The sequence below is a fragment of the Thermodesulfovibrionales bacterium genome (genome assembly GCA_026417875.1).
Lineage (GTDB): Bacteria > Nitrospirota > Thermodesulfovibrionia > Thermodesulfovibrionales > CALJEL01 > CALJEL01.
In genome coordinates, this window is the sequence record JAOACK010000010.1 from 1 (window position 1) to 23449 (window position 23449).

The 23449-nt window shown below is 39.6% G+C and carries 23 protein-coding genes; 8 read left to right on the forward strand and 15 right to left on the reverse strand.

What is annotated here, in order from left to right; genetic code table 11:
• The 6 genes from N2257_03265 to N2257_03290 form a co-directional block, all read left to right on the forward strand.
• The coding region (locus N2257_03265) for a VC_2705 family sodium/solute symporter (GenBank protein MCX7793413.1) at positions 1-1112 on the forward strand (1112 nt) is incomplete at its 5' end.
• A gap of 57 nt (positions 1113-1169) precedes the next feature.
• Positions 1170-1787 (forward strand): AMP-binding protein, encoded by a 618-nt coding sequence (locus tag N2257_03270; GenBank protein MCX7793414.1) that lies wholly within the window; start codon positions 1170-1172, stop codon positions 1785-1787.
• A gap of 4 nt (positions 1788-1791) precedes the next feature.
• Positions 1792-3153, forward strand: coding sequence for an acetate--CoA ligase (acs, locus tag N2257_03275; protein ID MCX7793415.1), 1362 nt, complete (start codon positions 1792-1794; stop codon positions 3151-3153).
• Between the two features lie 230 nt (positions 3154-3383).
• Positions 3384-4268, forward strand: a complete 885-nt coding sequence (locus tag N2257_03280; GenBank protein ID MCX7793416.1) for a phosphate ABC transporter substrate-binding protein — start codon at positions 3384-3386, stop codon at positions 4266-4268.
• 1 nt (position 4269) lies between these two features.
• Positions 4270-5976, forward strand: coding sequence for a methyl-accepting chemotaxis protein (locus N2257_03285; GenBank protein MCX7793417.1), 1707 nt, complete (start codon positions 4270-4272; stop codon positions 5974-5976).
• A 16-nt stretch (positions 5977-5992) separates the two neighbouring features.
• The gene (locus N2257_03290; protein MCX7793418.1) at positions 5993-6496 is read left to right on the forward strand and encodes a hypothetical protein; all 504 of its coding nucleotides are present in this window, start codon (positions 5993-5995) and stop codon (positions 6494-6496) included.
• Between the two features lie 426 nt (positions 6497-6922).
• Here the strand turns inward: N2257_03290 and N2257_03295 are convergent, their stop codons facing one another.
• From N2257_03295 to N2257_03325, 7 genes are read right to left on the reverse strand one after another with little or no spacing between them, the layout of a single operon-like run.
• Positions 6923-9235, reverse strand: coding sequence for a response regulator (locus N2257_03295; protein MCX7793419.1), 2313 nt, complete (start codon positions 9233-9235; stop codon positions 6923-6925).
• Positions 9235-9642, reverse strand: coding sequence for a chemotaxis protein CheW (locus N2257_03300; protein ID MCX7793420.1), 408 nt, complete (start codon positions 9640-9642; stop codon positions 9235-9237). Before N2257_03300 ends, N2257_03295 begins: the two co-directional genes overlap by 1 nt.
• The gene (locus N2257_03305) at positions 9635-10000 is read right to left on the reverse strand and encodes a response regulator (GenBank protein MCX7793421.1); all 366 of its coding nucleotides are present in this window, start codon (positions 9998-10000) and stop codon (positions 9635-9637) included. Before N2257_03305 ends, N2257_03300 begins: the two co-directional genes overlap by 8 nt.
• 5 nt (positions 10001-10005) lie before the next feature.
• Entirely contained in the window at positions 10006-11271 is a 1266-nt protein-coding gene (locus N2257_03310) for a response regulator (GenBank protein ID MCX7793422.1), read from the reverse strand.
• Between the two features lie 3 nt (positions 11272-11274).
• On the reverse strand, positions 11275-12156 hold the full coding sequence (locus tag N2257_03315; protein ID MCX7793423.1) for a DUF3365 domain-containing protein: 882 nt from the start codon (positions 12154-12156) through the stop codon (positions 11275-11277).
• Between the two features lie 10 nt (positions 12157-12166).
• Positions 12167-12688 carry a hypothetical protein gene (locus tag N2257_03320; GenBank protein MCX7793424.1) on the reverse strand — a complete coding sequence of 174 codons (522 nt, stop codon included), beginning with the start codon at positions 12686-12688 and terminating at the stop codon, positions 12167-12169.
• A gap of 3 nt (positions 12689-12691) precedes the next feature.
• Positions 12692-13000 (reverse strand): hypothetical protein, encoded by a 309-nt coding sequence (locus N2257_03325; GenBank protein MCX7793425.1) that lies wholly within the window; start codon positions 12998-13000, stop codon positions 12692-12694.
• A 222-nt stretch (positions 13001-13222) separates the two neighbouring features.
• Here N2257_03325 and N2257_03330 point away from each other — a divergent pair, with 222 nt between their 5' ends.
• The gene (locus N2257_03330) at positions 13223-14773 is read left to right on the forward strand and encodes a DEAD/DEAH box helicase (protein ID MCX7793426.1); all 1551 of its coding nucleotides are present in this window, start codon (positions 13223-13225) and stop codon (positions 14771-14773) included.
• Positions 14774-14789: 16 nt separating this feature from the next.
• On the opposite strand, the gene tatA is transcribed toward N2257_03330, so the two are convergent.
• The 7 genes from tatA to N2257_03365 all read right to left on the reverse strand — a co-directional run bounded on the left by tatA (position 14790) and on the right by N2257_03365 (position 20290).
• Positions 14790-14978 (reverse strand): twin-arginine translocase TatA/TatE family subunit, encoded by a 189-nt coding sequence (gene tatA / locus N2257_03335; protein MCX7793427.1) that lies wholly within the window; start codon positions 14976-14978, stop codon positions 14790-14792.
• Between the two features lie 42 nt (positions 14979-15020).
• Positions 15021-16385 carry an ArsB/NhaD family transporter gene (locus tag N2257_03340; GenBank protein ID MCX7793428.1) on the reverse strand — a complete coding sequence of 455 codons (1365 nt, stop codon included), beginning with the start codon at positions 16383-16385 and terminating at the stop codon, positions 15021-15023.
• Positions 16382-16870, reverse strand: coding sequence for a CBS domain-containing protein (locus N2257_03345; protein MCX7793429.1), 489 nt, complete (start codon positions 16868-16870; stop codon positions 16382-16384). Before N2257_03345 ends, N2257_03340 begins: the two co-directional genes overlap by 4 nt.
• Positions 16871-16932: 62 nt before the next feature.
• Complete coding sequence (locus N2257_03350; protein ID MCX7793430.1) at positions 16933-17391, reverse strand: CBS domain-containing protein; 459 nt, start codon at positions 17389-17391, stop codon at positions 16933-16935.
• Between the two features lie 100 nt (positions 17392-17491).
• Positions 17492-19009, reverse strand: a complete 1518-nt coding sequence (locus tag N2257_03355; protein ID MCX7793431.1) for an SLC13 family permease — start codon at positions 19007-19009, stop codon at positions 17492-17494.
• A 9-nt stretch (positions 19010-19018) separates the two neighbouring features.
• Positions 19019-19540, reverse strand: coding sequence for a CBS domain-containing protein (locus N2257_03360; GenBank protein MCX7793432.1), 522 nt, complete (start codon positions 19538-19540; stop codon positions 19019-19021).
• Positions 19541-19552: 12 nt separating this feature from the next.
• On the reverse strand, positions 19553-20290 hold the full coding sequence (locus N2257_03365; GenBank protein MCX7793433.1) for a GntR family transcriptional regulator: 738 nt from the start codon (positions 20288-20290) through the stop codon (positions 19553-19555).
• Between the two features lie 89 nt (positions 20291-20379).
• On the opposite strand from N2257_03365, the gene N2257_03370 reads away from it, so the two are divergent.
• Entirely contained in the window at positions 20380-22902 is a 2523-nt protein-coding gene (locus N2257_03370) for a PEP-utilizing enzyme (GenBank protein MCX7793434.1), read from the forward strand.
• 50 nt (positions 22903-22952) lie between these two features.
• Here the strand turns inward: N2257_03370 and N2257_03375 are convergent, their stop codons facing one another.
• Entirely contained in the window at positions 22953-23396 is a 444-nt protein-coding gene (locus N2257_03375) for a response regulator (GenBank protein ID MCX7793435.1), read from the reverse strand.
• Between the last annotated feature and the right edge of the window lie 53 nt (positions 23397-23449).

A 23449-nucleotide genomic window follows, 5' to 3' on the forward strand; every position in this document is an offset into this window, starting at 1 on the left:
AGATGTGTATAAGAGACAGGATACAGATAGACCTTGGACTGCCGGCCTATACAGGCGGCACAAAGGCAACTATAGACGTCTTTGCAATTACCTTTGCACTGATGGTCGGAACTGCCGGACTACCCCATATTATCATCAGATTCTTTACAACACCAACCATAAAGGGAGCCAGAGCATCAGCTGGATGGGCACTTCTATTCATAGCAATACTCTACACAACAGCACCTGCTGTAGGAGCCTTCGCCAAACTTAACTTTATACAGACCCTTCACAACAAGACCTATGAAGAGGCACCATCCTGGTTCAAGAACTGGGAAAAGACAGGTCTCGTTGCATGGAAAGATAAAAATGGTGATGGCAAGATACAGTTCGGCAAAGGTGAGGCCTTAAAAGGCAAACTTGAGTTTGCAAAGGATGAAACAGGTAAGCCTTTAATCGGACCGCACGGAGAAAGGGTTGTCAAAACAGAAGCAAATCCAGCATCTCCAAATGAACTTTATGTTGACAGGGACATAATGGTTCTTGCAAATCCAGAAATTGCAAAACTTCCTGCCTGGGTAGTTGCCCTTGTTGCAGCAGGTGGACTTGCCGCAGCCCTTTCAACTGCAGCAGGACTTCTTCTTGTTATCTCCTCTGCCCTTTCCCATGACCTCATTAAGAATGTGATTGCACCAAAGATATCGGAAAAAACAGAACTTGTCTGGGCAAGGATTGCAGCAGGCCTTGCAGTAATTATTGCTGGCTATTTCGGTATTAATCCACCGGGATTTGTTGCTCAGGTTGTAGCCTTTGCCTTCGGGCTTGCAGCTTCATCCTTTTTCCCTGCGATACTGCTTGGAATATTCTGGAAAAGGACAACAAAGGAGGGAGCCATTGCAGGAATGCTTACAGGTATAACCTTTACGGCAGCTTATATTATTTACTTCAAATTTGTTAATCCTGCAGCTAACACACCAGAACACTGGTTCCTCGGTATATCTCCTGAAGGGATTGGCACAATCGGAATGCTCATAAACTTTGTTGTTACAATTATAATATCTAAACTCACCAAAGAGCCTCCTAAGGAGGTTCAGGAGATGGTTGAAAGCCTCAGGTATCCAAGAGAAGCTTAAAAATCAATGCCCTACCCCTAGGGTAGGGCTATTAAAATCAATCTGGAGGAGGTTAAAATGGCAGAAAAGGTTATCGCAGAAAAGATTGATGTATTACTTGCTGAAAAAAGAACCTTTCCACCCTCAAAAGAATTCTCCGAAAAGGCTCATATAAAAAGTATGAAGCAATATGAGGAGATGTACAGAAGATCTATTGAAGATCCTGAGGGTTTCTGGGCAGAGATGGCTGAGAAACACATAACATGGTTTAAGAAATGGGAAAAGGTTCTTGAGTATGACTTTAACAAACCCTATATTAAGTGGTTTATAGGAGGAAAACTCAATGCCTCCTATAACTGCCTTGACAGGTTCATCAATACACCTGTAAGAAACAAGGCAGCAATTATCTGGGAGGCTGATGATGGCTCTTATAAGACCCTGACCTATCAGCAACTTTACTGCGAGGTGAACAGATTTGCAAATGTTCTTAAAAAACATGGAGTCAAAAAAGGTGACAGGGTGACCATATACCTTCCCATGATACCAGAGCTTCCAATTGCCATGCTTGCCTGTGCAAGGATTGGTGCCATTCACAGCGTTGTATTTGGTGGATTCAGCGCACAGGCATTAAGGGACAGAATACAGGGACTGCAAGGCAAAGTTAGTTATAACAGCAGACAGAGGTGTAAGAGGTGAAAGACTGGTTCAACTAAAGGCAAATGCAGATGAGGCACTCCAGGAATGCCCGACAGTGGAAAAGGTAATAGTTGTAAAAAGAACACAAGGAGCTGACATGGAACCTGGAAGAGATATCTGGTGGCATGAGGAGATGAGTGCTCCAGACATTAAAAACTACTGTGAACCTGAATGGATGGATGCAGAAGACCCGCTCTTTATCCTCTATACCTCAGGCTCTACAGGAAAACCAAAAGGTGTGCTACACACAACTGGTGGATATATGCTTTATACAAACATGACCTTCAAATACATCTTTGACTATCATGATGAGGACATCCATTTCTGTACAGCAGATATTGGGTGGGTAACAGGTCATAGCTACATTGTTTATGGTCCCCTCAGTAATGGAGCAACAAGCCTCATGTTTGAGGGGGTACCAACCTATCCTGATCCCGGAAGGTTCTGGCAGATATGTGATAAACACAAGGTATCAATCTTCTACACTGCACCAACAGCTATAAGGGCATTGATGAGAGAAGGTGAACACTGGGTTCACAAACATGACCTGTCATCATTAAGACTTCTGGGTTCGGTGGGAGAACCTATAAATCCAGAGGCATGGATCTGGTATCATACCCATGTTGGAAAGGGCAAATTACCCATTGTTGATACCTGGTGGCAGACGGAGACAGGTGGAATACTTATAACGCCACTTCCTGGTGCAATGACATTAAAACCAGGGTCTGCAAACAGACCCTTCTTTGGAGTTGTTCCCAAGGTTCTGAAAGAAGATGGTTCACCAGCAGGGGTGAATGAAGGTGGTTATCTTGTTATAGAGAAGCCCTGGCCAGGCATTCTCAGAGGAACATATGGTGATCCTGAAAACAAAAGGATAAAGGAAGTATATTTCTCAAGATTCCCTGGCAAATACTTTACAGGTGATGGAGCAAGGGTTGATGAAGATGGTGATTACTGGCTAATGGGAAGGATTGATGACGTTATAAATGTATCAGGCCACAGACTCGGCACTGCTGAGATAGAATCAGCCCTTGTGAGCCATGAATCAGTTGCAGAGGCAGCAGTTGTGGGGTTCCCTCATGAGATCAAGGGTGAAGGTATTTACTGCTATGTGACACTTAAAGAAGGTTATGAACCCTCTGAAGAACTCAAGAAGATACTGGTCGGCCATGTCAGGACCGTGATAGGTCCTATAGCCACACCTGATAAACTTCAGTTTGCACCAGGCCTTCCAAAGACAAGAAGTGGAAAGATAATGAGAAGAATCCTGAGAAAAATAGCTCGCGGAGATATTGAAGACCTCGGTGATACCTCAACCCTTGCTGACCCTTCTGTTGTGGATAATCTGGTAAAAGGAAGGCTGTAAAGTAAACCTTATAAAAGTTTTAAGAGGGCTGAGATAAACTTCAGCCCTCTTCATTATATCTTCAAAATCCCGCAAAATCATAAATTTGACACATTCGCTTTAAATTCCTGAATAAGTTTTAAAATATATGGAAAATGACTTTAACGATAGATAAAACTTCAAGATGAGAAGGCCTTAAGTTGAATACTTCTATAATTTTTGCTATAGTATCAAATAAAAAAGGAGCTTTGATGAATTATAAGAGGTCTTTCATTACAATAGCTGCTTTTCTATCCTTTCTTATTCTCACAGATACCATTGCCCATGCACAAAAAATTCTAAGAATTAGAGGGTCAAGTACTCTCCATCCTGTAGCCACCATTGCAGCACGTATCTACGGAAAAAACCATAATATAAGAATAATTGTTGAAGGTGGCGGTTCAACAAAAGGTATAGAAGGTGCTGGCCAAGGGGCTGTTGATGTAGGAACAGCATCAAGAAACATTTATCCAGAGGAAAAGAAGAAATACCGTGATCTTATTGTACATACCATTGGCTACGAAGGAATAGCAATAATTTTGAATAAAGAGAATCCTGTTGATAATCTAAGCTCAAAACAGATAATAGATATTTACACTGGCAAAATCAGAAACTGGAAGGAGCTTGGCGGATCTGACAGACCTATTAAACTTATAAGCAAGGAATCTGGCAGCTCTACTCTTGATTTGTTTCTTGAACACTTTAAAATGGAAGTAACTAAGAAAGAAAATCTGATGTATTATAAAATAAAGGGTGATAAAGAATATTCAGAAACAGGTGCCAGAATAATCGGTCAGGACAGTGAGGTTATTGGGGCAGTCTCAGCTGAACCCGGTACTATTGGATATGTATCAATAGTCACAGCAGAGAAGGCTGCAAGAAAACTCAAAAAGATAAAAAGGATTAAGCTTGATGGTGTAGAAGCTTCAAAAGAAAATGTTAAAAACAAAATCTATCCCTTAATGAGACCTCTTAATCTTATAACAAAAGGACGGCCAGCTGGCGACATAAAAGAATTTATAGAATTACTACTCTCAGATAAAGGGCAGAATATTGTAAAAAATCTTGATTATATTCCAGTAAGACAGGAGATGTAAAATGAAAGGACTTTCTATCAGAGTAAAGATATTACTTACCCTCTTGGGACTCACTCTCCTATCAGCAACGGGAGTATTTATCTACCATGTCATCGAGATGGCTGAGAAGATTGAAGAAACATCCTCGGAAAAATACAAGCTCTTCTCATCCTTCCGGGCATCACAGGCACTTGACCTTCTCATAACAGACGATCGCAATGGCCTTAAGATCCTGACAGATGAGGTTAAAAGTTCAAAGGATGTCCTTTATGCAGTATTTACAGATGCTGATGGAAAGGTTATACACCATACATTCAGAAGCGATGTACCACAGGAACTGCTATCAATCATAAGGGAAGGTCGGCCGGTCGCAGAGGAATTTATCCTTCAGGATTTTGGAAGACACTATAGCATAATATCACCTATAGGAGACTATGGATACCTGACAATAGGTTTTAAGAAACCCTCAACATTTGAGCTTATAAAAGAAGAGAGCGGAGATCTGCTTATAGTCTACGGAATAGCCCTGTCTCTTGGTCTATTACTATCATTTTTTATTTCTTCAAGGATACTTAATCCTCTGAAGGACCTGATGTCAGGTATAGAGAGATTCGGAAGGGGTGAAAGTGTAGAGATAAAAATAAGATCGAAGGATGAATTTGGTAAGATAGCACGGGTATTTAATGAAACACAGCAAAAACTTAAAGGCCTTGTGCTGACAGCAGAAGAAAGAGAAAGGATGCAGGAAAATATAGTAAACTTTCTTAATCTCCTGAGCGCTGCATCCGAGGGAGACCTCACTCAAAGGGCTGAGGTTACACCTGATGTATTTGGTTCCCTTGGTGACGCCTTCAATCTCATGGTAGAAGGTCTCACAGAACTTGTAAATGATGTTAAGGGCTCTGTTGAAGGAGTCTCCAGAGAGGCGACAAGAATACTGAATATCCTGAAAGAAATGGAAAAGGGTGCAGAGATCCAGATGGGAGAGGTAAAAAAGGCAACAGAAGCAACCGATGAGGCAGCGCGTTCAGCAATGGCAATTAGTGAAAAAACATCAGAGGCACATCAGATAGCATCTCTAGCAACAGAGGCAACCTCAAGGGGTTCAAAGACAGTTCTTGAAGCAATTGATGGAATACAGCTGATAAGGGTCACCATACAGGCAATCAATAAGAGAATGAAATTTCTTTCTGAAAAACTTATGGAGATAGGAACTATATCAGGTCTCATTACAGAAATAGCCAACAGGACAAATCTCCTTGCTATCAATGCCTCCATAGAGGCCTCAAGGGCAGGTGAGCAGGGTAAAGGATTCATTGTCATAGCAGAAGAGATAAGGGCACTTGCTGAGCGAGCAGCAAAATCAACAAAACAAATAGGTGATATCATTGGAGCAATCCAGACAGAATCAGGAGAGGTTACAAGACATCTTGAGGAGGCTACAGGATTTGTTGAAAAGGAAACAAGGACAGCACAGGAGACAGGAAAGGTCTTTACAGAGATAGAGGATATTATAAAAAAGATAAGCACTCTAATTGAAGAAATACATGAAGCCTCAGAGGGTCAGAAGGAATTGAGCTCAAGGGTTGTTCTCTCAATGGAAGAGGTGCAAAGGATATCTCTTCAAATGCTCAAGCTCGTGCATGATTTCAGGGATGTAGCAAGAACCCTTTCTGGAACATCCGACAGACTCATGGGCTCAGTTAAAAAGTTTAAGGTAGAGGCATAAAAAATTTTTTAGGTATATGGAATTAGCAATTCATTTCAGACCCTATCTTCAGAGAATTTCAGAAATAATCAATAAAAGTGAGAACATAACTCTCAAGGTCTCTTCATTAAGGATACTGGCAAGAGATTTTGTTCGAAGATTCATACAGAATCTTGTAGCCAATGTTGACCTTGATGAGCTCAATAATATCAGCGAATCAGAAGATATTAAGGACAACCTGTTCCTTAAAAAGCTTGACGGAAATTTGATCAGGTATGATTCTGTAAAAAGAGAGGTTCTAATAAGCACCACATGCCCCTTTGTTCATTTTTTTGAGGAAATCAGAGATGATACCTTCTTAAAGGAATACGAAAAGAGCTTTAAAAGAGAAGGCATCATGCATCCTCTCTGTATAGTCCATCAGATTATAAGAGAGGAATTGTTCTCAAGAATAAGAAAAGGACCGCTGTTTACCCTCCTGTACTCCTCGGCACAAGGAATATTCTCACAGGAGCCATTACTGTCGAAAAAAGAGAACTAACCATGCTGAATATGTCAGAAGACTCTTTTCGAGAACTCCTTAATGCTTACGCCTGTGCTTTCTTGATACTATAATATACTGAAAAGTAATGTTGATATTTCAGTCCTTAGGAAAAAATCTGAAGACGGGATTTTCGATAAATTATAAAGTCTATGGAAAGTTTGAATAAAACAGCATAAGAAACTGCCCGATTGTGGTGAAGCATCTGAAGAATCAATTAAGACTGCTTAACAAGTAGGCACGGCAGGAAATATAATACATCTGTATAACATAAGAGCTCAAAAATAGCTAGGTTTCATGGCTTGAATTTTAAAAAAATTAAATACAGTAACAATCATCCTTCTTTGTTATAAATACTTCTCAATGAGAATTCCCCTGAATTACTTACAAGGATATTTGGGCTACTGAAATAAAAAACTTTCTGCTCTATGAAAGGGATAAATATTTTCTTAAGATCTCAAGCATTGCCTTTTCTTCAAAGGGCTTAACAATAAAGTCCTTCACACCACTCTGTAAGGCCTTGATCCTGTGCTTCTCAGCACTCCTTGACGTTAGCACCACAACCGGAATATCTCTCCACTTTTGCGAGGTCCTGATCCTGTGAATCAGTTCATAGCCGTGCATAACGGGCATCTCAAGATCTGTTATTAGAAGGTCAACGTTATGGTCTTTAAGAATATCCAGTGCTTCAGCTCCATTTGTAGCAGTAAGAACCTTTAATTTCATTCTTTCAAAAAAGGCTGTAAGATATTTCCTCACACTTAGAGAATCATCCACCACAAGTACGGTCTTTGAATCTTCTTTCTGTTTTTCTTCTAAAACCAGGGCGGTTTTTATCTCAGACCTGAATATGCCCAGAGGGTTTAGAACAAATCTCAGTTTTCCGTCTCCTGAGATCGTTGAGCCTGAATAAACAGAAAGACCTGAAAGAAATTTATTCATGGGCTTAATTATGGTCTCCTCCTGGCCTGCTATTTCATCAACAACAAGCCCGGCCCTTCTGTCTGTTAGATTGCAGATAATAAGCGGTTTTTTTTCGGACCTCTCATCAACAAGACCAAGGACATTTGAAAGTCTTTTTATTTCTATCTCTACGCCTCTGTAATTAAACAACCTTAATCCATCCTCGAGATCAATCTCTGTAACCTCGTCAACAAAATTCATGGGAATTGCAAATTCTGTATTACCTGCCTTTACAACTATTACATTAGTTATAGCAAGAGAGGTGGGAACCTTTATTGTAAAGGTAGTTCCCATACCAACCTCAGAATCAACCTCTATGGATCCGCTGATCTGGGCTATCAGATTTCTAACGGCATCCAGACCCATACCCCTTCCTGAACCCATATCAGCTGCGGTACTTGTCGTAAAGCCCGGCATAAATATAAGACTCAGTAGTTCCTGTTTGGAAGGCCTGTAATCAGGCCTCATGAGCCCGAGTTTTACAGCTTCCTCAAAGATCCTGTATGTGGGTATACCCCTTCCATTATCATGCACCTCAACAAGAACGAGAGCACCCTCTCTTCTTGCGCTCAACATAATAACACCGGTAGCTTTTTTTCCTTTCTGCCTTCTTTCTTCAGGTCTTTCTATACCATGTATAATAGCATTCCTGATAAGATGCATCAGAGGATCAAAGAGTCTCTCAAATATAACCTTATCAATCTTTGTATCTCCACCATTAATAAGAAGCTCCACTTCCTTACCATACTGTTCAGCCATCTCTTTTACTGGTCTGGAAAATCTCTGGAAGAGCCTTCCGATCTCTATCATCCTCATCTCTGATATCTCTGTTCTGAGGAGTTTAATAAGATTATCCACTGATTTTAGATCATCACCGAATTCATCAAAAAATTCTGAAAGGCTCTTAAGGGCCTCTGTTATGTCGGCAATCATCTCCTGAAGTTTTCTTGAGAAAAGGTTCAGATCATCATATCTGTCAAATTCCAGCTCTCCAAATTCAGCAAGCAGAGGATCAACATATCTAACACTTCCGGGTAGGGAATAGGAATAACGTTCTGAAAAGGAATTAACCTCTTTAAGGAGCCTGGCACCGGCAATAGTTATCTCTTCGGAAAGGTCTGATTTTTTTTTAATCTTCTGAAGGAGATAATTCTTCTTAATAGTTATCTCTCCAATAAGATTCAGTATATTCTCTATCTGGGCGATGTGCACTCTGACAAAATTTCCTGTAAAAAGGTCAATATCTTCCTTTCTCCTCCCTATGCTTAATCTTTTTTCTGCTGCAGGAGTTATAATCTCGTGCTGCAGAGTTGGAGGTTCGAGAGCTCGGTCTTTAATTGTATTAACCGGTTCCACTTCAGAGCCAGAAGTCTCAACTGTTTTCTCTTCTGAACTCTTCAGTGATGCTTCTATGTATTTTATAATCTCTTCATCCCTGCCAGGGGTCTCTTTTTCGCCTGATGATATCCTTCTTACTTCATTCTTTATTGCATCAAGCCCGTAAAGCAGAAGGTCTCTGATAGAGCTGGTAACCTTTCTTTTACCATCCTTTATTTCTTCAAGAATATCTTCCATCCTATGGGCTATTCTGCTTATACCATTGAGTTTTACCAGAGCAGCTGCTCCCTTGAGTGTATGGGCGGATCTGAAGAGAGACTCTATTGATGATGTGTCTACATCCTGTTCGAGACCGGATATTCCTTCCTCAAGGTTATGAATGTGCTCCTCTGCCTCCTGGAGAAAGAACTCAAGAAGTCCCGAAGTGTCGTATGACATCAGGCGGTATTCCTCACCATATAGGTCTCAAAGAACTTATTTATATCAATGATACCATCCTCAGGAACTGACTCTGCGAATACAAAATTCGGAAGACCTTCGGAAAGAAATCCTATCAGTTCCCCCCTTACCTCAACAACCATTAGCATATCAGGTTCTACGGCTGTATCGGTCCTTCGTTCCAATCTATTGAGGTCAATAACTGGGATAACAGTTCCCCTTAGGGGTATTGCTCCTCTTATATAATGCGGGGCAAGGGGTACAGGAAAGATTTCTTTGACCTCCACCACCTCTTTTAAGATATCAACAGGAATATAATAAACACTCGTCCCTCTCCTAAAGGAGCAGTAAGAGGGTCTCTTTATTTCCTCTTGGAACTCATTCTCTTTCTTTGCTATCTCATCCACCGAGGTGTTTTTTTACGGTCAAAAGAAGTTCAAGGGGTTCACAGGGCTTGGTGAGATATTCATCAGCTCCCTGTTTTGTTCCCCAGAGTCTATCACTCGGCTGATCCTTGGAGGTAAGAAGAATCACAGGAATGTTCTTGAGCTTTTCATCACGCTTTATATCTCTACAGACCTGGAAACCATTTTTCTTTGGCATAACTACATCAAGGATAATCAGATCAAATGGCTCAGATCTCACAAGTCTTTCTGCCTCTTCACCATCCGTTACAACAACAAGTTCATGGCCTGTCTGTGAGAGTACGCTTTTTATAAAATGAATATCTGTAGGGCTGTCCTCTGCAATGAGAATTCTTGACATGCCTCCTATTTCCCCTTTCTCCTGAGAATTCCTGCCCTTGTAAGTGTATAAATAATTCGTTTCACTTCGTTTTCCTCCATTCCGCTCATTTTAATTATATCATTGAGGGTTCTTTTTCCGTCAATAAGGGAAAATATCCTGAGCTCGTTATCATCAAGATTTATATCTTCAAGAGCAACATCTGTCATGAGCCTTATAAATATTATGTCAGGGTCCTGGAACATCTTGGCTGCATATTTCCTTTCATCAACCCTTCTTGCTCCTTCAAGTATAAGATGAGATGCCGGAATTCGAACCTTTACATCAGTAAGATGAGGTGGAATCTGCATCCTCTCAAAGAAAAAATTTCCGCTATCAAGCTCCATTGAGGAGTATACGGCTTCTCTGGTTCGTTCCTCGAGAATCTTCATAATTTCAGACTCTGTTAATATTTTTTCATCAACAAAGGCCCTGAGAATCGGTATACCTGATTTCTTGGCTGTCCTGTAAGCCCTGTAAAAGGCCTCTCTTGAGACATTCAGTTTTTTCTCTATTATCTCTCCTGAAAGTAAACTCCTGCCCTGCTTGCTTGTAGAAGCATAATAGATATTTCCTTTATCAAAATATATCTCTGCTGTCATGAGCGGAGAGTAAAGCGAAAGTTTCCCTGTTGCCTTCGTGGAATCAAGAAGTTGTAAAAGATCTGAAACACTGAAATCTGATAGATCACCGCTCAAGATTATGCTGGAGGTCTTTACAACTCCTGAATGTTTGAGAATATCAGAAAGTGTCCTCTGTATCAGAACGGGAAGCTCTTTGTAAAGATACCTGCTCAAAAGTCTGTCTATAGTCTCCTCCACCGCACTCTCGGTAACTACCTCAGTCTCTTCAACAACCTCTGCGATACCTTCGAGTTCCTCTTCAGGGCTCAATATAGAATTTACCTTCTCAACAAGTTCCTCTGGCTGAAAGGGCTTAATAAAATAATCAATAACTCCGAACTCTTCTGTAAATTTCTCTCCAACAGCTTCTCCTTTAGCCGTAATAAGAATTATTGGCACATCTTTAAGTGAAGGATTCTTTCTGGCAAGTTTGCAGAACTGATAGCCATTCATTTTTGGCATAACGAAGTCTACAAGAATGAGAGATGGGGAGACTTTCTGTGCAATATCGAGACCTTTCTCACCATCCTCTGCTGTAAAGACATTGTATCCATTTTCCTTTAATACAACTTCTGCTAACTTTCTTACGGTAGCACTGTCATCAATGACAATTACATTTCCCTTTGGCATTGATTATTTCTTCCTCAAAATATCCATTGCCTTCATGAGGCTCAACTTCATCCTCGTAAAGGCATTTGCAAGAGTCTTTATCTCATTTTCTCCTTTCACAACAAAATCTCTCTCAAAATTACCTCTACTTATCTCATCGGCAGTTTCAACGAGTTCCTCGATGGGTTTTATGATACTGCTCTTGATCAGCCTGTCGATAACTAAGATTATAATGAGGAATAGAAGACTGTACACAATAGAAAATATCATAAGTGCCCTCATGGCATTCTGAATAGGTACATCTGCTGGCACATATACAGTATTGGCGCCTATAATCTCTCCATCCTTCCAGTTATATCCCGAGGTGGTGCCATATCTTCTTCGCTGGTCCTCTGTTGCCATCTCAGGGTCTCCATGACACCTGAGACAGTAAGCCTCAACCACAATAGGGGTCATTATTACATAAGAACTGCCGTGCTGTGTATCGATAAAGCCACGCCACTGCTCTCTGAGCTTTCCAGTCCTGAAATCATTAATCTTATCTGTCTCAAACTGATTTGCCTTATTGACCGGATTGAGAGGATTAAGACATGCGAATTTAAAAGAGTACTGCCTATCAGATTCTGTAATTATATCTGATATCTCTCTTATTACATAAAAACCTGAGGTAAGCTCAACAGGTTCTTTATCTGTAAACTCTTCAAGCACCGGTCTCATGGTGCCACCAACATATTGCTTTATAGCATCCATGGCTCTGAGCATCATCTGTGCTCTCTCAATACTTTCCTTCTCTGCATTTTTTAAAAGGACCTGGTAACTTATCAGGATGATTAAAGGAAGTGAAACGATGTAAACAATAACCATTATCAGTGTGAAGCTTTTCCTTAATTTGAGATTCCCGAACATTCTTCACCCCTTATATTTTATATTTTGAACTAAACTTTTCCTGCTCATGAGCAGGTAACTCCTTTATCAGTGAATCTACAAAAATCTTGTATTCATCCTCTGGCATGGAATTACCTCTGGAATATGAAATTTTTGAAAAAAGATCATCTATTATCAATTTACCTATAGGACCTATTAGTTCAATAAACTCTTTCTCGAGTTTCTGAATCTTTTCTGGAGTGATCATCATCCCCGTTTTTGTTTTAAGGGATTCTGCTGAAGGTAAACCAAGGGCATCTATGAATTTATCCGTGCATCCACCTTCTATCTTTTGAGGAGGGGTTACGCCTCTAAGAAAAAAATGTTCAATAGGAACAGCATTCTTTAACTTTGAAAAACATTCCTCATTTTTAAAAGTTCCTAAAGTTACATACATGACCTCTCCATTTTCTATATATACCTTGAGGAGATGATTCTCATTCTGAAGTTTAACTGAAATAACTCCTGATTCCCCTTTTCTGAGATATTGTTTTATTATCTCAGCAAGTCCCATCCCTTAACAGCCTCTGAGACTCCTGATATAGGTTCCAATCTTCTTTCCATCTTTAATAATATATCTTACAGATACCTTCTCTCCTATCTCTATCTTAAGTCTCTCAATTCTTGAAAATACCGCATCATCCTCAAAAATTATTGTTACTTCTGCACCGTTTTTGTCCTGGACAACAATTGTCTTCTTTGCTTTATCAACACTAATGAGTTTGCCTTTAATAAGCTCTGTGTTCTCTGAACTGACTGCAGAGGTGATTGCAAAAACAAAGAATATCAGAGTAATAAAAATTGGCACTAACCTGGTTCCTTTCATGGCCTAACCTCCTTATAGGGCCTTTAAACTTTTTTTCATTATACCATAAAAAATTCAAGAATTTTTAACGAGATTTGCTTTTTGAATTTTCCTTTCTATCTATCTGACACATTTGACATTATAAAAGAATAAACGTTATTATAGTAAAAGTTTCAGCTTATCCCTCAGGGGATTGGTAGAAACCCCTGAGGTTTTTTATTTTAACGATAAGAGAGGATAAAAATGAAGTTTAAAGATTTTTCTTTAAGTGAGGAGACTATCAAGGCTCTTTATGAGATGGGCTTTGAGGAGCCCACCCCTGTTCAGACCCTTGCTATTCCCCTGATACTCAAAGGCAGAGACATCATAGGTCAGGCACAGACAGGCACTGGTAAGACCGCTGCCTTTGGCATACCGATTGTAGAGAGATGCAAAAAGGGTAAAAATCCGTTTGCATTAATACTTGAACCAACAAGGGAACTGGCCCTTCAGGTATCTCAGGAGATTCATAATATAGGCAAATACAGAAAATTGAGGATCCTACCAGTTTACGGTGGTGCATCCCTGGAAAGACAGGTAAGGGCTTTAAAAAATGGAGTTAATATCCTTGTTGCAACTCCGGGAAGATTAATAGATCACATAAATAGAAATACCCTGTCTCTTTCTGATATCAAGATAGTGGTACTTGACGAGGCTGATGAGATGCTTAACATGGGATTCATAGAAGATATTGAGACCATATTAAAAAATATAACATCAGAACACCAGACACTGCTGTTTTCAGCCACCATGCCCTTACCAATAATAAATATTGCTAAAAGATATATGAAAAACCCTGAAAAGGTGAGGATAAATACCGAGGAGATCATTGTTCCTGAGATAAGGCAGATTTTTTATGAAGTAAAAGAAGAGGATAAATTAAATGCCCTTTCCAGGCTCCTTGATGTGGAAAATCCGAGGCTTGCCATGGTATTCTGTCATACAAAAAAAGAGGTTGATGAGATCTCAATGAAACTCAATGAGATGGGATACAGTGCTGGTGCACTCCATGGTGACCATACACAGAGCAAGAGAGAAGCAATAATTGGAAAGTTTAAAAAAGGTATGCTTGATATACTCGTTGCAACTGATGTTGCTGCAAGGGGACTGGATATAAAGGATGTAACCCATGTTATTAACTACAGCATACCCCAGAATCCTGAAAGATATATACACAGGATTGGAAGGACAGGAAGAGCTGGACAGGCAGGTATAGCGATCACCTTTGTAACATCCAGGGAATACAGACATCTAAAACTTATAGAGAAATCTGCAAAAACAGTGATTGATAGAAAAAAATTACCAACCAGAGAAGAGGTTATTAAGGCAAGACAGAAAAAGATACATAAGGAGATAGAAGAGATAATAAAGTACAACAAACACTTGGATTATGTATCCGCTGTCAATCAGTTGTCAAAATTACACAGCTTAGAGAAAATTGCTGCTGCAGCATTATATTTTGCCTATGGAGAGACAAAGCCGGCTCAGGAAAAAGATGAAATCTCGGGTTCAAATGGAATGACCCGTCTTTTCATGACAATAGGAAAAAAGGACAGGATAAAAGTAGCAGATATTGTAAAATCAATAGCTTCTGAAGCCAAGATCGCTCCTGCCAGTATAGGAAATATAGATGTACTGGAGAAATTTAGCTTTGTAGAGGTTCCTGAAGAACTTGCAGAAAGGGTAATCCATTCTGTTGATGACATGGTGTTGAAGGGCAGGCGGATCAGGATAGAAAGGGCAAAGCTCAGATAATCAGCTGATCACTGCATTAATCTTGAGTTTTTTTGATATCCACTTTTTCTTTAATCTCAGTGTCTGGCTCACTGCTGAGACCTTCCCTGAATCCCTTTATCGCCCGACCTATACCTTTTCCAAGCTCGGGCAGCTTGCTCGGACCAAAGATCAGAATAGTGATAACAAGTACGACCATCAACTCAGGTAATCCAAGACCGAACATTTTATGCCTCCATGTTTGAAGATTTTTTCTCTAATTAAACTGTCACATATTCAGTATATAATATCTCAACCATATATACACTGTAGAAACCACCACTGTCATTATCATTATCGGCATTCCATATGCCATGAATTTCATGAATGTTATCTTCCTACCTGTCTTCTCAGACATCCCAACAACGATAACATTTGCAGATGCGCCAATTGCTGTCCCATTTCCTCCAAGACACGCACCAAGTGCCAGAGACCACCATACAGGCATAAGAGCAGGATTCTGTAAAAGCTGAACTCCTGATAGATTTGGCCAGAGCTGTTTAGCCATATCAATAACCAATGGATTCATTGTCGCGACATAGGGTATGTTGTCAACTATTGCTGAAGCAAATGCAGAAAACCACATTATTACCATTGAGGTTGCAAAAAGATTACCATGCGTTAAGTTAATTACCTGAATCGACATCCACTTAATCAAGCCTACTTTTACAACGCCGCCAATAATAATGAACAGTCCAATAAAGAAAAAGATTGTGGGCCATTCTACCTCTGCAAGTATGTGATAAGGTTCATGGGTTTTTGAAAGTAGCAGTAAAAGTCCGGCACCAAAAAGTGCCACTGTCGCGGGCTGGAAATGAAGCATACCATGAAAGACAAAGCCAGAAAGCACTACAGCCAGGACGAATAAAGATTTTTTTAGCATTACCGGATCCTTTATCGCCTGCTTTTCATCCATCTCCATTATCCTCTTTTTAAGTTCATCCCTTGTCCTTAGCTTCTTTCCCCAGATTAGTTTAATAGCAAAGATATAAAAGACCATTATTACAGCTATAACAGGAGTAAGGTGATAGATAAAATCCATGAAGGTCAGTTGAGCCTTTGATGCTATCATTATATTTGGTGGATCACCTATAAGTGTTGCAGTACCTCCGATATTTGATGCAAAGGCGCATGAAATAAGATAAGGTATGGGGTCAACCTCGAGTGCATCTGCTATAAGCAATGTGACCGGTGTAATTAATAGAACTGTTGTGACATTATCTAGAAATGCACTTAGGACTGCTGTAACAACGGCAAAAATTGCCATTATCCTGAAAGGCTCTCCCTTACCCCATTTTGCGCTCTTAATAGCGATATACTCAAATAACCCTGTTGGACGCATAAGATTGATTATAACCATCATTGAGATAAGAAGGAATATAACATTCCAGTCAATACCGAATTCCTCTGCATGAAATGCCTCATGCTGATTAAGTATTTTAAATACAAGCATTAAAGCAGCACCAAAAACCGCAATTACGGTCTTATGTATCTTTTCTGATATGATTATCGCATAGGTCAATAAAAAAATCGTTGTTGCAGTCCAGAAGGCCGTATCCATTACAAATGGCTGTGATGTTGCTTCCTGTGTCATTTCCTACCTCCAGAGTTTTCTTCGAGCATTGCCTTTGTTATTGCAAAGAATACATCCCTTTCATAAAGCATCCCCACAACTTTACCAGATCTGTCCACTACTGGCAGTCTCTTGATATTGTGCTTAATCATGTGATCAACGCATTCCATTAAGGGTGCTTCTTCATCTACGGTTATTACAATCTTGCTCATAATATCCCTGACCAGTCTGTCCGATAATCTTTTAGCTATGCTTTCTATCATTCCGTCCCATGTGAAATCACCTAAATCCATCATGGTAAGATAAAAAGGGAAGACTGCTTTTAAAATATCCCTCATTGAGAGCATACCTATAAGCCTTCCTTTTTCATCAAGAACCGGTAATCCCTTAACCCCTACTCTTTCTTCATCTCTTCTTGCAGTTCTTAAGAGATTTACTGTCTCTTTTAAGGTATTTTCCGGTCTCAAATAATCCTGAATTGGGATCATCAAATCCTTAGCCTTCATCATTCCTCCCTGTACTGGAGATTCCGATGTGGAATCTTAATTCACGGCTTGTTATATAAAATTTATCCAGAACCTTCGGTTAATACTTCATTAGAAAGTGCGTCAAATAATTCTACAGGCCTCACCACTCCTATAAATTTTTTTCTGTCTTCAAGCACCGGTAGTAGGTCCAGTTCATTATGGACCATTAATTCTGCTGCTTTTGTGATGGAATCATCGGGTACAACATAGTATTCTGCAGGTACCATAATCTCGCTAACAGGTTGTTCCATCAAATTCTTAGAAGTCCTTGAGGCTTCTATTACCTTTAAAAGGTTCTTTAAAGTTACGGTACCCAAAAGATTATATTTCTCATCAAAGATAAGCAGTACAGAGGGATCTAAATTCTTTTTCGTCTCGAAGAGTGAAAGTTTAATTATTCTTACTGCCTTGCCAATGGCAAGCCAGTAAGGCACATGGGGATATAATGAAATACTGACCATAATATCTTTTACTCTCTTAGCTCTTTTACTTTCTGACATTGGTCCTCCAGATTAATTAATTTTCAAAACCTGGGTCCATCTTTATATCTTTTTATTCATCTCTTCACAGCAATGTTATTTCTAAATCAATCCGCATCTTCTATCTGATAAGAACAGGCATACCAAGAAATGGCCATATTGTAAGTATGGCTAATGCAAGAACAATGATCAAGATTGCACTCGCCGGAATTCCATAACCAAAAAATTGCCCGGTAGTAAACTGTCTGGACTCATAGGCTATAGCATTTGGTGCAGCACCAATCAGGAGTAAAAAAGGCATTCCAGCCGTAACGAGTGATGCGTATAAAACTACTTCTGGTGAAACTCCAAGATATTTAGCTATAACAAGAGAAACAGGTAAAGAAATAGCAATTGCAGCAACATTCATTATAAAATTCGTCATTATCAGAACAAAAGTTGCAATGCTCAGGACAAAGACAAGCCAGTGCGCCTTTTGAAACATTGCAAGCCACTTAACAGCCATCCACTGTGCAGCACCTGTCTTCCATAAACAGAAACCTATGCTCATGGCACCGCTGAAAAGTAGAATGATATTCCATGGTATCTCTTCAAGCTCCTTAACAGTAAGTACCCTGAATAGAAAGAATAATAGAGTTGATACAAGCATTATGGCTGATCTGTCCTGTGCCTTTAATGCAGGAATTACAGATTGTAGGGACATGGTGATAACCACACCAGCCACACAAAAGATAACAAATTTCTCATCCCTGCTGAGAGGACCGAGCTGTTTTGAGAGCTGCCTGACTTTATCTCTTAAACCAGGTATCATCTTTTTTTCAGGTCTTGAGAAAAACATCAACATCGCCCAAATGAGGAAAACCATTGTCCATCCTATAGGAAACATATATTTTGTAAGTTCAAAAAAGCTTATATCAGTACCTGTGAATTCCTTAAACATACCTGCTGCAGCTGGTGCTCGGGCAGAACCCAGGATTGTTACAATACTGCCCGCACCGGCGGCATAAGCCATACCTATAAAGAGAGAGCGGCCGAATTTTGTGGGCTTATCTCCTTCTCCATAAAGGGCATTAATAGCCAGCAGTATAGGAAATACTGTTGCTGCTGCAGCGGTATGAGCCATAAAGTGGGCAAGCCCTGCTGTTACCACAAGGGCACCTAATAAAATCATGCTTGTTTTTTCACCTACTATTTCTAGCATCTTGTAAGCGAGCCTCTTTGTAAGACCTGTCTTCGTAAATGCCAGACCCACTACAACAGAACCGAATATAAACATAACCGAGGGGTCCATAAAATCCCTGAAGGCCTCTTTTGCAGGACGGATGCCGAACAATGCCTGAAAAACACCAATCGCAATAGATGTTACTCCAATTGGTACAACCTCAAAGACCCACCATATACCTGCCATCAAAAAAAGTGCAATTGCTCCTTTTCCCTCTTTTGTGAGTGGAAATACCTTTCCAGTAGGATCCACTGCATCCTTCAAGGGAGGCATAAAATAGACTGTAAAAAAAATTCCAAGTCCCAGAAGAATATAAAAGACCCTCTTCCAGTCGAAAGGTATTCGTGGAGATACCAGAGATATCTCTTTAGGCTGTTCTGGTAAGCCTTCAGCAGTCTTAATATCCTTTTCTGTCATAGATCCTCCTTATTGCTGGCTTAAAATTTCACTGCACAGTTCGTTAAATACTTCAATTATTCTCACAACGCCAATTAACTTTTTCTTATTTTCAAGAACGGGCAGCAGTATTAGATCATGATGGAGCATGAGATAAGCTGCCTTGGTAACAGGATCACCAGGCTCAATATAAAATTTTGCCTGAGACATTATTTCACTTACAGGCTTTTCTGCCAATTTTTTAGTCTCTGTGGTGAAAAGACTATCCCAGATAACAGATAGGTCTACCTCTAATTCTTCGTGAACCTGAGCCTTGATTACAGGCTTTAAAAATTTAGGCTCCAGTCCTTTAAGGATATCAATGTGTGTAACAGTTCCAACAAGGTTATATTTTTCATCAAACACAAGAATGACAATCGGTCTGATGCACTTACTACTTTCAAGAATCGCCTTTTTTATAACCTCTATAGCCTGTCTTATTGAGAACCAGTATGGAATGTGCGGAAACTCAAAGACATCCAGCATGATATCCTTTACTGTTTTACGTGCCATAAATCCTCCTTTTTATTTTCTCTCCAGCTCTATAAAGAGTTTAAATCTATCCGGTCTTTTAATGGAGCGTGTATATTTTATCTTTTTTTGGGCTGAATAAAAAAATTGTTCCAGAAGCAGTGCTGCAGAGCCCTCTGGAAGTCCCAGAAGTCTGCCTTCCTCCTCATTTAGATAGGTAATACCTATGTAATCCTGGACACTTGTAATCTTTATACCGCATCTTTTTTCAAGAATCTCAATCAGGGAATTTGTTTCAAGGTTTTCAACAAGAGGCAAATGGCATATATGGTATGGAATATAAGTCTCCTGTAATAGAACGGGCTCATTATCAACAAGTCTCAACCTCTTTATATAAATAATGTGTTTGTCTTCAGGGATATCAAGTTTAATATCAAGGTCTTCTACAGGCATGATAACAGTCTGCGCCAGAACTTTTGTAGAGAAACTTATTCCAGCCTCAAGCATAAGCTCCTTGAAACTTGTTGCCATTACTAAACCTTCAGGAATGATTCTTTTACAGACAAAGGTGCCTTTACCCTGCTGACGCCTCAGATAACCCTGTCTGACAAGTTCGGCTACTGCCAGTCTAACAGTTGCCTTGCTTACATTGTATATCTTACATAGCTCTTCCTCAGTTGGAATCTGAGAATCAACAGGCCACTCTCCACTTTCTATTTTTTCAAGCATTATCTCATAGAGCTGGAGATATAGCTTTTGTGGATTTTCCCTATCTATGACTACTTTTGACATAATATAATATCATTATAATGAATTTTTAAATAATTATAATATTATTCTTTTTATTTGTCAAGGCACTGTGTTTTATTTTATAATTAACAATGAATATCTTTAAAAAAACCCCTCATGAAGAACCTGAAGCATTATTTAAAAAGAAGTATTCTGCCTTTCAGAACCTTCTTAATAAAAATAATCAGGTCCTGGAGATAATGGCTGACATGGAGGAAAAACTATCAGGAGAATTTCTTTTTGACAGGCATTATATAGAAAGCAATATAAGTGCTCTCAAAGCAGGTGTTAAGGAGATAATTGATAATCTCAATAATATATCAAAAAACAAATATACCGCCCTATACGATAGGTTCAATCACATAGTCCTCTCTATTGAAAAAGCTTTGAGCAGAAAAAAGGAGGTTCCTGTTGGTGACCTTGTTATACCCTTTGAGAGTATAGATAGAGAAATGCTCGATTTTGTTGGTGGCAAGAATGCAAATCTTGGAGAGATAAGAAATCGGCTCAAAATGTCCACTCCTGCAGGCTTTGCAATAACTGCCTACGGATATAAAAGATTCATGGAGCATAACGGACTTGTTGAAAAGATAAAGAGAAGATTACCGGATTTACAGATAGATAATATTGAGCAGCTTAACAGGATAAGCAGAGAGATACAGTATATGGTTATCAGTGCTGAAATTCCTGAAGATTTAGATATAGCCATAAGTGAAGCAATTGAAAAATTGAAAATTAAAAGACTTTTAACTTCCAACCTTGCTGTAAGAAGCAGTGCCCTGCATGAAGATGGTGATTTCAGTTTTGCAGGACAGTATTCAACATTCTTAAATGTTCCACCTGAGTTAGTGAAAAGCAAATACAAGGAGGTAATGGCAAGCCTCTTCACTCCGCAAGCAATATTTTACTACAAGTCAAAGGGATTTGAGGAATATGAGATGATAATGTCAGTGGGTGTCATGACCATGGTTGATGCTATTACAGGCGGAGTAATGTATTCCAGAAATCCCAATTCACCTCTTGATGACAATATCATAATCAGTGCCATAAGAGGACTCGGGAAATGCGCAGTTGAAGGAGTTGTTACACCAGATACTTATATTGTATCGAGACCTCATCCCTACACAATAATAGAAAAAAGGATACCGGTGCAGGAGACCATGCTTATATGTAAACCAGATGGAGGACTGGAAGAGATCCTAGTTCCTGAAGAAATGCAAGGCAGGCCATGCCTGAGTGATGAACAGATTAAAGAACTTACAGATTATGCTGTAAAAATTGAAGAGCACTATAAATCTCCTCAGGACATAGAATGGGCAATAGACAAAGAGGGAAGGATATATATTCTTCAGACCCGGCCATTAAGGGTTACGCAAAGAGGAGGTCACCAGCAGACAATTCCAAGAAAAATTAAAGGATACAATATACTCCTTGACAGAGGTGTAATAGCATGTAAAGGCATAGGTTACGGTAAGGCATTTGTTCTTAAAAAAGAAGAAGACCTCAAAGACTTTCCAGAAGGTGCTGTTCTTGTGGCAAGGCATACATCAACAAAATTTGTTACAGTAATGAACAGGGCAAGTGCCATAATCACTGATGTTGGAGGAATTACAGGCCATATGGCATCACTTGCTCGTGAATTCCAGGTGCCTGCAATTCTTGATACAGAGATAGCAACAGAAATTATTAAACAGGGTCAGGAAATAACAGTGGATGCCTTTAACTGTAATGTCTATGAGGGTCGGGTAGAGGAATTACTCAGGTTCTCAAAAAGGCATGAGCCATTCAAAAATACAGAACTCTTTAAGACCCTGGAAAAGGCACTTAAATGGATTGTACCGCTGAACTTGGTTGATCCTGATGACCCGAATTTTAAACCCGAATTCTGCGAGACACTCCACGATATAACCCGTTTCTGCCATGAAGCAGGGATGAACGAGATGTTCAGAATTAAAGAGACACCCTCAGGACATTTCGGTGAAGCAAGGAGATTGTTAGCAGGAATACCTCTCAGTGTATCTCTGATTGATCTGGGTGGAGGAATAAAACAGGAAGAAAAGAGACTTTTACCCGAGCATATAATCTCTGTACCTTTTAATGCCTTTTTTAAGGGACTTATCTCTATGAAATGGCCCGAACCAAAACCCTTTGATACAAAAGGTTTTTTAGCAATGATGGCGCACACAGCAACTATCCCCGAGCAGGAGCTTCGCAAGACAGGTGAAGCAAGCTTTGCCTTCATTTCTAAAGAATATATGAACTTCTCCCTCAGGCTGGGATATCATCTATCCACTGTTGAAGCCTATGCTGGTGAAAATATCAACGATAATTATATAAGATTTTTCTTTAAGGGTGGGGGTGCTGCCATGGATAGACGATTGAGAAGGATAAGGCTCATAACGGATATATTGAAGAGGCTTGATTTCAGAGTCAGGGTCATTGAAGATATAGTTGATGCAGTAATCACAAAATACAGACAGAAGGCAATTGAAGAAAGATTACAGATACTCGGAAAGCTTACAGTATATACCAAACAGCTTGATATGGTGATGTATAATGATGCTATTACTGACTTGTATATTGAAGAATTTGTAAATGAATATCTGAAAAATTGAAACCTTTAGACCTGCCTTACAATTGAGTTCTCAGATATTTAAGTCTTTTATTAAACTTCACCCTCAGCTCTTTTAACTTTTAATTTCTCTATCTCTTCCTTCAAAAGCCTGTTTTCCCTTCTGAGCCTGAGCCATTTAATAGCTCTATCTATGGTGAAGAGTATATGTTCTTTACGAAAGGGCTTTGTTATAAAGTCAAAGGCGCCCTTTTGCATTGTTTCTTCTGCAGACTCCGTTGTTCCATAGGCTGTTATGATAATAACAGGAATGTCTTCATCAATTTTTTTAATCGATTCAAGAAGTTCTATACCATCAAGCCCTGGCATCTTCAGGTCGGCAATAACAAGGTCGTATCCTCCCCGCCCTGCTAATTCAAGTGCCTCTACTGGATTATTAGTAGTTATGATCTCATAAGGTGTCTTATCCCTGATTATCATACTCAGGAGCTTTAACATATCAGGTTCATCATCAACAGCCAGAATTCTTTCAGCCATTATTTCCTCCCTTTTTAATGTTTAAAGTAACTTGTGACAGGTTAATAAGCATA